The 14,377-nt window shown below is 70.6% G+C and carries 9 protein-coding genes; 4 read left to right on the top strand and 5 right to left on the bottom strand.

Annotated features, from left to right (window positions below; all coding sequences use genetic code 11):
- Positions 1–38 precede the first annotated feature (38 nt).
- Positions 39–608, bottom strand: a complete 570-nt coding sequence (locus tag IE660_RS12855; protein ID WP_203568769.1) for a TetR/AcrR family transcriptional regulator — start codon at positions 606–608, stop codon at positions 39–41.
- Positions 609–653: 45 nt separating this feature from the next.
- Here IE660_RS12855 and IE660_RS12860 point away from each other — a divergent pair, with 45 nt between their 5' ends.
- Positions 654–857 carry a hypothetical protein gene (locus IE660_RS12860; protein ID WP_235998063.1) on the top strand — a complete coding sequence of 68 codons (204 nt, stop codon included), beginning with the start codon at positions 654–656 and terminating at the stop codon, positions 855–857.
- Positions 858–869: 12 nt separating this feature from the next.
- On the opposite strand, the gene IE660_RS12865 is transcribed toward IE660_RS12860, so the two are convergent.
- Positions 870–2,288 (bottom strand): lactate racemase domain-containing protein, encoded by a 1,419-nt coding sequence (locus IE660_RS12865; RefSeq protein WP_203568770.1) that lies wholly within the window; start codon positions 2,286–2,288, stop codon positions 870–872.
- 15 nt (positions 2,289–2,303) lie between these two features.
- Between IE660_RS12865 and IE660_RS12870 the strand changes: the two genes are divergently transcribed.
- The 3 genes from IE660_RS12870 (at position 2,304) to IE660_RS12880 (ending at position 4,485) form a co-directional block, all read left to right on the top strand.
- Entirely contained in the window at positions 2,304–3,161 is an 858-nt protein-coding gene (locus tag IE660_RS12870; RefSeq protein ID WP_203568771.1) for an NAD(P)-dependent oxidoreductase, read from the top strand.
- On the top strand, positions 3,158–3,745 hold the full coding sequence (locus IE660_RS12875) for a class I SAM-dependent methyltransferase (RefSeq protein ID WP_203568772.1): 588 nt from the start codon (positions 3,158–3,160) through the stop codon (positions 3,743–3,745). The genes IE660_RS12870 and IE660_RS12875 overlap by 4 nt, the downstream gene beginning before the upstream one ends.
- An 86-nt stretch (positions 3,746–3,831) precedes the next feature.
- Positions 3,832–4,485 carry a 4'-phosphopantetheinyl transferase family protein gene (locus tag IE660_RS12880; RefSeq protein ID WP_203568773.1) on the top strand — a complete coding sequence of 218 codons (654 nt, stop codon included), beginning with the start codon at positions 3,832–3,834 and terminating at the stop codon, positions 4,483–4,485.
- Here IE660_RS12880 and IE660_RS12885 read toward each other — a convergent pair.
- The 3 genes from IE660_RS12885 to IE660_RS12895 all read right to left on the bottom strand — a co-directional run.
- Positions 4,407–9,824, bottom strand: a complete 5,418-nt coding sequence (locus IE660_RS12885; protein WP_203568774.1) for a non-ribosomal peptide synthetase/MFS transporter — start codon at positions 9,822–9,824, stop codon at positions 4,407–4,409. The genes IE660_RS12880 and IE660_RS12885 overlap by 79 nt on opposite strands.
- A complete protein-coding gene (locus tag IE660_RS16450) occupies positions 9,821–12,760 on the bottom strand; it encodes a non-ribosomal peptide synthetase (RefSeq protein ID WP_203568775.1) in 2,940 nt (979 codons plus the stop codon). Before IE660_RS16450 ends, IE660_RS12885 begins: the two co-directional genes overlap by 4 nt.
- The coding region (locus tag IE660_RS12895) for a condensation domain-containing protein (RefSeq protein ID WP_203568776.1) at positions 12,757–14,377 on the bottom strand (1,621 nt) is incomplete at its 5' end. The genes IE660_RS16450 and IE660_RS12895, both read right to left, overlap by 4 nt.

Here is a 14,377-nt window from a genome sequence, read left to right on the forward strand (position 1 = left end):
CGACGGTCGACACCGCGACCAGCCCTCGCCCGAGCCGATCACCGCGGCAGGATCCGCTCGACCAGCGCGGTGACAGCGTCATCGGTCGTCAGACCGGTGTCGAGCGGAACGGTGAGCCGGTCGAGCATGAGTCCGTCGATGGCGTGGTGCAACAGGGCGATCTCTGTGCGTCCGCCGGGCAGCCCGGCGCGGTCGTTGAACTCGACGTCGTCGTCGAAGGCTCGTTGCCGCCAGGCTCCCAGCGTCCTCGCGACCGCAGGCCGTCGAGCGGACTCGAGCCGCAGTTCGAACAGCGCGAGCGACACGTGCGGGTCTGCACTGAGCCGCCTCACCACATCGCGCAGGTAGTCGGCGAACCGCGACCGGTCGGGCGAGCGCGACTCGACCGAGGCGATGGCGTCGGGGTCAGGCGTCAGCCGCACCCCGATGCGGTCGACCAGTGCGGCGATCAGGTCGTCCCTGGTCGGGAAGTAGTTCGAGGCCGTACCACGCGGGACGCCGGCCGCAGCGTCGACGGCACGGTGGGTGAGTCCACGGGCGCCCTCTTCGGCCAGCACCCGGATGCCTGCATCTGCAAGCACTGAGCGGCGTTCCTCGTTACGGGCCATGCCTCCATCCAGGAGCTCAAGCAGCAGCCAGGCCTGGACATCTGGCTGTGCGGAGGCGGTGAGCTCGCGGGCGCGCTGCTGCCCGAGATCGACCGACTCGTGCTGAAGCGCAACCCGTTCGTCTTCGGCACCGGCATCCCCATGTTCGGCAGCGCACCCTACGAGCCGCGCCGGTTCGACCTGGTCAAGGCCCGCCCGTTCAGCTCGGGCGTGGTGGTCGAGGAGTACGTCGCACGCAGGATCGCGTGACGCCGATCCCGCTCACCCTCGGCTGGCCATCCGGGGGTGGAACGCTGGCGCGGTGAGCTTCGGGACGACCAGCACCCGCGGCTCTCGTCCGACCAGGTCGGCCGCCACCCGCAGGGCGTCCTCGACGCTGGGCGAGGTGCGGGCCCCCATCGCCCGCGCCAGCCCGGGCTGCTGGGCACCGGCCACGATCACGGCCGCGCTCTGGTCGAGCGCCACCCCACCCATGTAGATCATCGAGAACGCGTGGAAGGGGTGGTAGGCGAAGTCGTGGCGGTACTTGGCGACCAGGTCGGGATCGGTCGAGAGGTCGTCGTGGAAGCGCGTCATGTCGCGGGGGTGGTCGACGCTCTGCAGCAGGCCGAAGGCCGGCCGGTAGCTGGGGAAGTCATCGTCGTTGAACCAGCCGTCGCAGATCGACGCCGCGATCACCACCGGTTTGCGCACCAAGGCCTGCTTGGCCCGGACGATGCCGGCGCCGGCGGCCTGCATCATCAGGATCGGGTTCGACCCCATGCCCGGGCCGTAGTGGAAGGTGCGTGGCATGCCGAGCAGCAGCACGTCGTACGGCTCGCCCTCGAGGTCGAGGTCGGTGCGCTGCGCCGCCAGCGGCCAACTGGTCTTCTCCACCTCGTCGATCGCCCCGGCCCGGACCGCCAACTGGCGTGACTGCGAGTCGAGCACCGCGTCGACGGCCAGGAACGCACGACCCATCGCCTGCTCCATCCGCTGGCCGATCGCACGCAGTTGCTCGCGAAAGCGTCCGTGGGGCGTGGCAGGCACGAAGTCGGGCCGCAACATCGTCCGCGGGGCGTGGTGGGCGGCGATCGAGCGCCACGAGGTCAGTCCGGTGGCGGGCATCTTCCAGCCGCCGGAGTAGCCACCGTAGGGGTTGCCGGCCGCGTGCCCGATCAGGATCGACAGGTCGGCCTGGATGGCGTGCCGGTTGACCTCGACTGGGTCTCCGAGCGCGCTGGTGCCCAGATCGACCATCCCGTCGGGGTCCTCGGCGTCGTGGTTGACCACGCGGATGCCGGCCAGCCGGGCGGTGACCTCGGGTCCGAGCAGCTCCCCGATCTCGTCAGGGCGGTTCTTGCGGTGCAGGCCGATGGCACAGACCAAGGTGATGTCGCAGTCCCTGACCCCGGCGCGGGCGAGTTGGTCCAGCAGGATCGCGATGGTGGTCCGTCGGTGCGAGGTGGGTTGGGTGCCGCCCTTGACCCGGTCGGGGAAGCTGATCGTCACCGTCGAGCCTGGGCCGACCAGGTCACCGATCGGGGCCATGCCCTGCGGGGCGGCAAGCGCTTCGCGAGTGGCCGCGGCCGGGTCGTCGAGCGGGGTGGGTTCGTGGGCCAGGTCGGCGGTCAGGACGAGTGCACTGTCGGGCAGCTCGACCTCGATCTCGCCATCGCCGTACTGGATGGGTGTCCGCATGCTTGACTCTCGCACATGACACGCGTGGGGCTGGTCGGGTTGGGGACGATGGGTGGCCCGATGGCGGCAGCCCTGGTGGCGGCTGGCGCCGACCTGCTGGCCACCGACGTGGTGGCCGACCTTCGGGCAACGGCGGAGGAAGCCGGAGTGGCGGTGACAGAGTCGCTGGCCGAGGTGGCCGAGCACGCCGAGATGGTGCTGCTGTCGCTGCCCACGCCGGCAGTGGTGGTCGAGGTGACCGAGCAGTTGTGGCACCACTCCCCCGGTCTGGTGGTGGTCGACACCTCGACCACCGACCCGTTGACGTCGAGGACCTTGGCCGCGCAAGGCCGGTTCGTCGATGCCCCGGTGTTGGGACGACCAGCCGCCGTCGGCCGCTGGACCATGCCGGTCGGGTGCGACGAGTCGCTCGAGCCCCTGGTGGCCGAGGTGTTGGCCCCACTGGCGGCACGGGTGGTGCGGGTGGGTGCGTCCGGGTCAGGCGCGACGGTCAAGGTGTGCAACAACCTGATGCTGTCGGCGATCAATGCGGTCACCGCCGAGGCACTCGCCCTCGCCGAAGCAGCCGGACTGGACGCCGGGACCTTCGTCGACGTGGTGATCGACTCCGGGGCGGCCAGCGTCTCGGGCCTGTTCCGTGACGTGGCACCGCGGGCGGTGTCTGGTGACTTCGCCCCGGTGTTCGGCACGGCGCTGATGCGCAAGGATGCCCAACTCGCACTCGACCTGGCCGCCGAGGTGGGGGTTCCGCTGCGGGTGGTCGAGGCGAGCCAATCCCTCAATGACGATGCCGTCGCAGCCGGACTGGGTGCTGAGGACTCGATCGCCGTGGTCAAGACCTTGTGGTCGCGCAGCCCTGGGGGCAGCCAGTGACCGTCTGGGGCGAGCACCTGGTGCCAGTGGCCGCCGAGTGGTTGATGCGCGACAGCGTGACCGCCAGGTGGCGTCGCCCGGTCTGCGCAGAGGCTGTCGGACGCGTCGTCGAGTTCGGGTTCGGCGCTGGCGCCAACCTCGTCCACTACCCCGATGCGGTCAGTGAGGTGCTCGCGGTCGAGCCGTCGCGCGTCGCGTGGCAGCGCTCGTCCCAGGCGCGGGCGCAGTTCGGTCGTCCGGTCACCTTGGTCGGGGACGATGCTGCCGCACTCGACCTGGACGACGCTTCGATTGACACGGTGGTCAGCACGTGGACGTTGTGCACGATCGGTGACCTGCCAGCGGCACTCGACCAGGCCCGGCGGGTGCTCCGACCGGGAGGGGCGATGCAGGTGGTCGAGCACACCATCCCCGACACCGCGTTCGGCGTGGGCCTGGCCAAGGCGGTGCAGCCGGTCTGGGGGCGCCTCGCGGGCGGGTGCCACGTCGACCGCGACATCGAGGCGATCATCGCCGACGCGGGAGCGAGGTGGACGAGGCGTCCGACCTCACGATTCATCTCCGGGACGATCCGCTGGGACTGAGCGGGGTGGGGCTGCTTGACCCCGAAGTCCGGCAGCCGCGTCCACACCCCCACGCCGAGCCCCACCTGAGCGGGACAATCGTCGGCATGGGACTCGCCACGACACTGTTCAGTCCGGCTGTCGTGGTCGCCGAGTCGTTCACCGAGATCGAGATGGCGCTGTTCGCGGACGAACTGGCCTACCTGGCCGGGGCCGGCGCCGAGCGCCGCGCCGAGTTCACCACCTCGCGCGCGCTCGCCCGCCGGGCACTGGCCAGGCTGTCGGTGCCTGCAGCGTCGCTGGTGCCGGGGGCGGACCGCCGCGTGCAGTGGCCGACCGGCACGGTCGGGACAATCACCCACTGCCGCGGCTACCGAGGGGTGGCGGTGGCCCGCAGAGAGCTCGTCGCCTCGGTGGGGCTCGACGTCGAACCGCATCGCCCACTGCCCGACGGGGTGGACGAGTTCATCACCACCCCCGGGGAGCGCGACCACTTGGCCGACCTGGCCCGCCGACACCCGGGCATTCACTGGCCCACGCTGCTGTTCTGCGCCAAGGAGGCCGTGCACAAGGCGGCCAACCCGCTCACCGGCGCCTTGCTCGAGTTCACCGACGTGTCGGTGCGGTTCGAGCCAGATCGGTTCGCCGCCACCACGGTGGACGGGCAGCTCTGGTGGGGGCGTCACACGGTGGCGCGTGACCTCGCTGCCGCCGCCGTCGAGGTGCCGTCGGGTGAGACCGGTGAGGTCGGGCCACCGTGAGCCGCCTCGAGTTCGGCAAGGCCGATCACGTCGTCGGGCACCGCGTCAGGCATCTCCACGTCGAGGTTGGCCAGCCGGGGATTGGCCAGCGACACCAGTGACAGCACCGCGATGACCACGCTCAGCACCAGGTAGAGCAGCCCAACTCCGCGGCCCGGCCCGACACCGATCACTCGGCCCACGCTGTCGGCCAGCACACCACCGGGCAACATCAGTGGCTCGAACCAGGCAGCGAGACCCGGGGCGACCACCAGGAACGCCAGCGGCAAGGTCGACCAGGCGGCCAAGGTCTGCACGGCGAACACTCGTCCATGGAAGCGTGGCGCCACCTTGGTCTGAACGATGGTGGCGTAGATGCCGTTCATCACCGACAGGCTGAAGTAGAGCCCGGCGAACGCCAACGCCACGACACTCACCCTCGGGGTCGTGCCGGCCAGGAAGGCGAAGCAGGCGATCGCCACGGCGCTGACCAGCACCCCGCGCATCTTGCGCTCCCTCGGCCCGCCCCAGATGCCCAGGACCAGGCCACCGACGAAGGCGCCGGCACCGCCGGCGGCCGACACGATGCCGACCCCACGCAGGTCGCTGAAGCCGAGCACCAACGGTGACAGCAGCAACACCATCGGCGACAGGAAGATGTTGAGCAGCGCGAACCACGCCAGCATCGCGCGGAACCCGCTGGTGCGAGTGGCGTGCTGGAAGCCGAGCTTCATCTCGTGCAGCAGGGTCTCCTTGCGGCTGAACGGCATCGTCATCGGGAAGCGGACCAGCACCAGGATCACGAAGGCAAACAGGAAGGTCGAGATGTCGATCGTGATGATGCCTCCCAGTCCGGCTGCGGCCATCACGCCGGCTGCGACCAGCGGCACCGCCAACTGGGCCATGCCCCCGAACATCTGCGACAGGCCGTTGGCGTGACCCAGGTAGCGCTTGGGTACCAGTTGCGGGATCGCTGACTGGTAGGCCAACCGGTGGAAGGTCAGCGCCATCGACATCGACGCCACCAGCAGGTACACGTGCCAGACCGACAGGTTGCCGGTGAAGTAGAGCACGGCCAACCCGGCCTCGAGCACCCCGGCGACCGTGTCCGAGACCAGCATGACCACCTTGCGGCGGTGCCGGTCGACGATGGCCCCGGCCAGGGGAGCCACCAGCAGGCCGGGCACCATGGCCAGGGTGAACAGGATGGCGTACTGGGTCACCGACTGGGTCTGCAGGAACACCCACAGTGGCAGCGCGAAGTCGGTCAGGGCCGACCCGAGGTTCGACACCAACTGCGAGCCGGCGATGATCGCGAACCGCCCCATGCTGGGTCGCGCCGTCCCCCGGCCCTCGCCCGGCTGCCCACCGACAGCCGCCTTCCTGACAGGACCGGCCGAGAGGCCCGGACGGGCATCCGCGGCCTCGATCCCAGCGAGCACGGGGGCCTCGTCCTCGCGCGAGACCTGCGACAGCGTCCAACTGGACGAACCGACGTCGCTGCCTCCCCGGGCCAGGGCCGGGTGCACCTGGGTGACGATCTCGGCCAGGTCACCGGGGCGGTACTTGACGAAGTAGTGTCCGGCGGCCGGCAGTTCGACCAGCGCCGTCACCGGCGACAGTCGGTGGTACTCGCGGTATCGCTCGGTGGCGTAGTCGGTCGCCGGATCGTGCTCACCGACCACCGAGACCACGGGTGCCTCCAGCCGACCGAGTTGAGTCTCGAACAGGTCGGTGAAGTAGCGCTCGGCGGTCTGGCTGTCCTTGCGCACATTGTGGATGATGAACCGGGCCTGCTCGGGGTCCAGGTCGGACAGGTCAGCCCCCAGGGCACGCATCCAGTTCTCGTACGACCGGTCGCCGGTGAGTCGTTCGGACGAGACCAGGCCGACCAGTCGTCCGAACAAGCCAGTGGGGCGTGCGAACGGGAACGAGGCACCGATGTAGACCGCGTCGGCGGCTCGTCCGGCCTGCTGCAGCAACAGCGCCAACTCGACGATCACTGCGCTGCCCACACCGCAGTGTCCGTAGAGCACCACCGGGCCCTCGATCCGCTCGACCACCTCGTCGCAGACCCGGGCGGCCAGTTCCTTGAACGGCAGCGCCTCTTCAGTGACACCGACGTCATGACCGGGGATCGCCAGCGCGTACAACGCCACGTCGCGGGGCAGTTCGTCGGCCATGCCCTGGTAGATCACCGCGGAACCACCACCGTGCGGCACACACACCACCGTCAACAGCGGACGCGCCACCTCGGCAGTGAGCTCGTGCAGCAAGTGCTGCTCGCCCACCTCGTCCGAGACCGCGAACTCGGCCATCCTGCGCACGGTGCGCAGCCTGAACAGGTCCATCACGCTGAGCCCGCGCGCCCCTTCGGGCAACGTGGAGCGCAGCTTGGCCACCACTTGGATCGCCACCAGCGAGTGGCCACCCAGGTGGAAGAAGTCGTCGTCGAGAACCACTTCGTCCACCTCGAGCACCTGCTGCCAGGCCGAGGCGATGGCCTTCTCCACCGGGGTGCTCGGTGGGATGCGTTCGGCGGCCTGCACCCGGACGACTTCAGGCTCGGGGAGGCGGGCCCGGTCCAACTTGCCGGTCGGGCCGAGTGGCAACTCGTCCAGCACGACGAAGGCGCCAGGCACCATGGTCTCGGGCAGCTGCAACGCCACTCCGGCGCGCAGTTCGTCGGCCTCGAGGTCGGCCCCGGAGCCGGGCACGGCGTAGCCGACCAGCAGGTCACCGCGCACGTCGGCGGCGGCCGCCACCACCCCGGGCACGGTGCGCAGAGCAGCCTCGATCTCGCCGAGTTCGAGGCGCTGTCCGCGTAGCTTGACCTGGGCGTCACGCCGTCCGACGAACTCGATCACTCCGTCTGGGCGCTGCCGGCCGAGGTCGCCGGACCGGTACAGCCTGCCCCCGGGGGTGAACGGGTCGTCCACGAACGACGCGGCGGTCAGCTCCGGGCGATTCAGGTAGCCGCGCGCCGGTCCGATGCCACCGATGCAGAGCTCGCCGACCACACCGAACGGCACCGGGGCCAACCCGGCATCGAGGATCCGGACGTCGACCCCGCCCATCGGTGGGCCGAGCGGCACGGTGGTGGCGTCGGGGTCCACCTTGGCCACCGGCCATTCGCAGACCTCGATGGCACACTCGGCCGGGCCGTAGAAGTTGTGCACCTGTGCGCCGGTGACCTCGGCGGCCCGTCGGGCCAGGTCGGGCGCCAAGCGCTCACCACCACTGAACAGCCAGCGCAGGCAGCTGAGCTGGTCGACGCCCTCCTCTGACAGGAACAGGCTGAGCATCGAGGGGACGAAGTGCACCGTGGTCACCTGCTGCTCGCGGATGACATCTCGCAGGTAGGCGGTGTCGCGGTGCCCACCCGGCACAGCGAGCACCAGTCGGGCTCCGCTGACCAGGGGCCACAGCAGCTCCCAGACCGACACGTCGAAGCCGACCGGGGTCTTGTGCAGGACCGCGTCACCTGCCCCCAGCCGATAGAGCCGCTGCATCCAGTTGATCCGGTTGACGATGGCGCGATGCTCGGTGAGCACGCCCTTGGGCTGCCCGGTGGAGCCGGAGGTGTAGATGACGTAGACGGCATCACGTGGCCCGACCGCCACCGACCCGGCTGAGTCGTTGGCCGAGGTGCTCGCAGCCCGGGCGACGAGATCGTCGACCAGCAGCGCGCCGTCCTGCAGCCCCGGCGCCGAGGCCAACACGGCCACGGCACCGGCGTCGGTGACCAGGAACTCCCGACGCGCCGGGGGCAGGTCGGGATCCAGGGGCAGATAGGCGGCACCAGCCCGCAGGATGCCGACCAACCCGACCACCTGGGCCAGCGAACGTTGGGCGCACAGCCCGACGACATCGTCGCGGCCGACGCCGCGGCTGTTCAGCGCCTGCGCCACGTGGAAGGAGCGTTCGACGAGTTCAGCGTGGGTGAGGCTCGCCCCGTCGCAGGTCACTGCCACCGCATCGGGAGTGGCAGCCGCCTGACGGGCCAGCAGGTCGACCAGGGTGTCGTCGGTGGGTTCGACGGCCGGGCCCACACCGGCAGCCAGCACGTCGGTGAGCTGTGCCGCGGGCAGCAGCGGCAGCCTCGACACCAGGGTGTCGGGCTGGTCGGGCACGGCCTCGAGCACGCAGAGCAGAGCATCGCGGAGCCGTTCGGCCAGCCCTCGCTCGAACAGGTCGGTGTTGTACATCAGGTGCCCGTTGACGCCGTGTTCGTCCACGAACAGGTACAGCTCGAGGTCGTAGCGAGTCACCCGCAGGTCGTGCAGGAAGCGTTCCATCGCCAGGCCGTTGTTGCCGGCGACGGTCTGCAGGTAGTTCTGCATCGCAAAGGTGACCGTGAACACCGGGGTGCGGCTCAGGTCGCGAGGCACACCAAGTTCGGAGACGATGCGTTCGAAGGGCACGTCCTGGTGGGCGTAGGACGAGATGGCGGTGCGTCGCACCCGCTTGAGCAGGTCGGCGAAACTCGGGTCACCACTCAGGTCGGCACGCTGCACCACCGTGTTGGCGAACATGCCGACCAGCTGTTCGAGGTCGCTGCTGGCACGTCCGGCCACGGGCGAGCCGACGGCGAAGTCGTCCTGGCCGCTGAACCTCGACAGCACCACCTCGAGCGCGGCCAGCACCACCATGTAGAGCGTCGAACGTTGCCGCGCGGCGAACGTCCCGAGGCGCTTGACCAGCTCAGGGTCCAGTTCGACCTGCACCGCCTCACCGTTGCTCGTGGCCACGGCGGGACGAGGACGGGTCGGCAGTTCCAGCGGAGCGACCCCGTCCAGCTGTTGGGTCCAGTGGGCCAGGGCAGCGGAATCCTCGGCGGCACGTTGGCTGGCGGCGTGGTCGGCGTAGCTAGTGGGCAGATCACCGAGAGGTTCGCCGTCGTAGGCGGCTGCCAGTTCGCGGGCGATCAGGTCCATCGACCAGCCATCGGCGGCGATGTGGTGCACGGTCAGTACCAGCACCGCGTCGTCGGGACCGACCCGGGCGAGCACGGAGCGGATCAGCGGCACCTGGGTCAGGTCGAAGCCGCGTTCAGCCTCGCGGGAGGCAATCTCGGCAGCCTCGTCCAGGCTCGCCTCGACCACCCGCAGGTCGACACCGACGTCGTCGACGACCTCGGCGGTGGGGCGCCCGTCACCGTCCTCACCGAAACGAGTGCGCAGCGGCAGGTGTCGGGCGACGACGGTGTCGAGGGCCCGTTGCAGCCGGTCGGTGTCGAGCTCGCCACGGATCCGGAACGCGGCCGGGATCGTGTAGGCAGCCGTCCCGGGCTGGAACTCCTCCAGGAACCACAGCCGCTCCTGCGCGTATGACAGGGCGATGCTGGTCGGGGTGCTCATCGGCTACCCTCCCCGCCCACGGCGGCGGCCATCGCGGCCGGGGTGGGCTCGTCGTAGGCAAGGTCGAGGGGGATGTCGACCCCGGTGCGCTCCCGGATGCGGGCCAGGATCGCGGTGATCGTGAGGGAGTGCCCGCCCAGGTCGAACAGGTCGGAGTCGGCGGTCACACCGTCGACCCCGAACACCTCGTTCCAGACCTCGAGCACCACACCCAGCGCTTCATCGGGTGCGTCGGGGGTGCCGACCGCGGCGTCAGTGCCCGTGCTCTCGACTTCTGGCTGCACCGCTGGCAGCGGCGCCGGGTCGGGCAGCGCCCGCCGGTCGAGCTTGCCGTTGGCGGTCAGCGGCAGCGCGTCGACCACGCCGAGCAGTGAGGGCACCAGGTGCGCGGGCACCTTGGCACCGAGCCGGTCGATCAGGTCACGCGGGTCCAGGGTGACGCCCGGCTCAGCCACCACCCAGGCCACCAGACGCCCTCCGCCGGCGTCGTTGCGGGCAGCCGCCATCGACGCAGCGACCCCGTCGAGGGCCTTGAGTTCCGACTCGACCTCTCCGGGCTCGACCCGGTGGCCACGGATCTTGACCTGGTCGTCCAACCGGCCCCGGCAGTGCAGTCGCCCAGCTTCGTCCATGACGACCAGGTCGCCGGTGCGGTACCAACGCGACCCGTCGGCCTGGACGAACCGCGCCCGGGTGGTCTCGGGACTGGCCAGATAGCCCGAGGCAAGGCCGGCCCCGCCGATCCACAGCTCACCGGGCAGACCGAGTGGCACGCGACGACTCTGGCTGTCGACCAACCGCACCCTCTCGCCGGGCAGGGCCCGGCCCAGGTGCACTGGCGGCCCGTCCACGGGCGCCCAGGTCGACCAGATCGTGGTCTCGGTGGGTCCGTAGACGTTGGTGAGGCTGGTCACCTGCCCGCGCAGCCGCTCGGCAAGTTCCTCGGGCAGCGCCTCGCCGCCACACAGGGCATGCACGTGCGGTGCCCGGAGCCCGCCATCAAGCCAGTGTCGCCACCCTGAGGGGGTGGCCTGCACGTGGGTGACCTGGTCGACGAGGGCGGCGACGCTGGCCGAAGCGGTCAGCACCACGACCGTGCCGCCGACCACCAGCGGACCGAACAGCTCGAGCACCGAGATGTCGAAGGTGGGTCCGGTCGAGGCCAGCCAGCGTTGTGGACGATCGGTGCCCGGCAGCACCTCTTGCATGCCGGCCAGGAACTCGAGCACCGCGCGGTGCGGCACCATGACGCCCTTGGGGCGACCGGTCGAGCCGGAGGTGAACATCACATAGGCGGTGCGATCAGGTACGCAGGCATCGGCTGCCTCGAACACGGTGGTCGCGCCCCCGGCGACGACGACGGCCCGGGCTCCAGCCTCCTGCAGCAGGATCCGCTGCCGTTCGGTGGGCCAGTCGGGGTCGAGCGGCAGGTAGGCAGCTCCGGTGGCCTGCACGGCCAGCAGGGTCGTGATCAGTTCGGCGTCGCGCGGGATTCGTACCCCGACCACGTCGCCCGGGCGTACGCCGGCACCAGTGAGTTCGTCGGCGAGCAGCGCGATCCGCTGCTGCAGGTCGGCGTAGCTGATCGTCTCGCCATCAGCCTCGACCGCGACGGCCTCGGGAGTGCGCGCAGCTTGGGCCGCCACCGCCGCTGGCAGGGTGTCGTGCTCTGTCTGGGGCGCAGGGCCGCCGTCACCCATGTCGTCCTGAATGCGCACGTCGTGCTCGCTGAGCAGCGGCAACTGCGCCAAGGGTTGATCGGAGGCCACGCAGAGGCCGGCCATCAGTACTACGAACTGGTCGGCCAGCGCTGCCAGGTCGGGCTGGCTGAGCACCTCGGGTTGTGCCGAGAGCAGCGCCTCGTGCCCGTCGGGACCCTCGACCACCTGCAGCCGCAGCCCGGTGCGTGGGGCGTCCACTGGCATCGCCCACGTCACCTCGGCCTCGAGCCCGCCGAAGGCCGGGGTGGCCTCGCGGCGCCGGTACGACACTGACGCGGGGGCCGGTCGCTGCCCCCTGCCCGGCAGGGCGCGGGCCAGCGGCACCCTGCGGTGCGGGTTGAGTTCGCGGATGCCCGCGCGCACCCGTGCCACCCACTGGGCACCGGTCAGGGTCTCGTCCACGGCGAGGGTGAGCGGGAGTTCGGTGACGAAGACACCCACCTCGCGCTGCTGGTGACCGTGGCGGGTGCCGAGGTCGAGCGCGACAGTGGGTTCGGGAGTGCCCAGTCGTCCCAGCAGGGCGACGAACCCAGCGGTCAACACCTCGAAGCGCGAGGCACCCAACCGATCGGCGGCGGCCACCACCGCGGCCCAGTCCAGCGCCACCACCACGGTCGGATCATCCTGGTTGGGGGGCGCTGCGTGCGGCAGTTGAAGCGGCTGCGGTTCACGCCAAGCCTGCTGCCAGTGGGTCTGGGCTGCGATCAGCTCGTCCTCGTCCGGGTCGGCCGCGAGGGGGTACTCCCCGGCCGCGGAAAGGACCTCACCGGCCAGAGAGGCCGCCAGGTCGGCGACGAGCACGTTCTTGGAGTGACCGTCGAAGGCGAGGTGATGGACGACCAGCAGCAGGAGGTGCCGCTCAGGGTCCTGCTGCCACAGGCTGGCTCGCAGCATCGGGCCGGTGGCCACCTCGATCGGTCGACGGCACTCCTGACGCACCTGCTCGTCGTCCAGCCCTGCCCGGTGCTGCAGCCGCACTGGCTCCGGGGCGGGCTCGAACACGGGGATGCCCTGGTGTTCGACCACCCGCGCCGCGAGCACCGGGTGCCTGGCCACGACTGCGGCCAACGCGGCCTCGAGGGCCGGCAGGTTCAGCGGGCCGCGCAGGCGGATCGCGAGCGGCATCAGGTAGCTGGTGCCGGCGTTGCCGGACTGCTCAGCCAGCCAGATGCCGGCCGGGATGGCGGTGAGGGGACGAGGCGACGGGGTGCTCACTGCTGACCCTTTCGTGGTCGGTGGGGGTCATCGACGCCGTCACGGAGGGCCTCGATGAAGTCGGTGCAGATCTGAGCCGGATGGGTGACCCAGTCGGGGTCGTGCATCAGGGTCACCTGCCATGGCCCCTCGGCCACCCGCACCAGCAGGTCGGGGACGCGCAGGTCGATGCCGTCGTCGGGCACGAACAGCATCGGTTCGCCGTGGCCCTGGTCGAAGCGTTCGGACGAGATGCCGGGCAGCACCTGGGGTGCAGCGATGTCTTCGACATTGACCCTCGACACGTGGGGCACCCACTGCCGGCACTGCTCGAGCGGGTGGCGTTGGTGCTCGACCGCCCCGAAGACGGCGTCACGCACCTGGGTCACCACGTCGGCGAAGGTGCGGGCAGTGTGCAGCCTCACCCGCAGCAGGGTGTTGCGGGCCAGGCAACCGACAGTGTCGGCGTGCACCCGGTCACCGCGGGCGGCCACCGGTGAGGCGACCACCACGTCGTCCACACCGGCCAGCGGTGGCAGCACGCTGGTCCAGGCCGCCAGCAGCAGCATGAACGGCGTCGCGCCCAGCCTGCGGGCTGCCCCGTCGAGCCGGGCCGCCAACTCGACCGGGATCTCGTCCTCGTGGAACTCGGGCACTCTCACCGCGCTGTGGGCGAGGCCGGTTGGTGCCCCCGGGTGAGCGGGCACGTCGGCCAGTTGCTGGCGCCAGTAGGCCACGGTGCGCTCGTGGTCGGCGGCCTCGTCATGGGCAAGAAGTGCGGCCGAGGGTGCCGGCAGGGGCCACTGCACCGGTCGTCCTGCCAGGGCCGCGGCATAGGCGATGCCCAGATCGCGCAGGACGATGCCGAGGCTGGCCCCGTCGATCACCATGTGGCTGATGGTGACCAGCAGCACGCTGTCGCTGGGCCCCAACCGATAGAGCACCACCCGCCCCAACACGGGCGCAGCGATGTCGAACGGCCGGCGGGTGAGCAGGTTGAAGTCGTCACGCACCCACTGCTCGCGGGCCTGCTGATCGCCGACGTCGGGCACCTCGACCACGTTGACGGGCATCCGGGCACGGCCAGCGACCATCTGCTGCAGTTGGCCATCGACGACCTGCAGCCCAGTGCGCAGTGCGTCGTGGCGGGCGACCACCGCCGCGACGGCGTCAGCCAGAGCCATCACGTCGACGGAATCCCGCACGCGCAGCGCGGCGGTGACCGGCAGCACCACCCGTACCGGGTCGATCGCCTGCGACCAGGCGTGGAAGTACTCCTGCAAGGGCCACGCAGGGGCCTGGTTGGGGCGCTCCCGGTGACCGGACGATCCCTCGTCGTCGCGCTCGATCTCGGGGTCAGCGCCCAGCAGGTGCAACTGGTGGGCCTGGGCGGCAAGCGTCGGGTGGTCGAGGACGAAGGCCGCAGGCACACTCACCCCGAGACAGGCGCGCAGCTCGCTGGCCAGGTGAGCTGCGGCCAAGGAGTCGCCGCCGAGCACCTGGAAGTGGGCTGAGGTGTCTTCGGGTTCGGTGCCCAGTACATCTCTCCAGATGGTGGCCAGCGCCAGCTCGAGCGCAGAGGTCGGGGGCGCCCCCGTCAGCAGGGTTCGCCGGGCGAACTCCGAGGCCAACAGTCGC

The organism is Aestuariimicrobium ganziense, from assembly GCF_015352975.1.
GTDB lineage: Bacteria > Actinomycetota > Actinomycetes > Propionibacteriales > Propionibacteriaceae > Aestuariimicrobium > Aestuariimicrobium ganziense.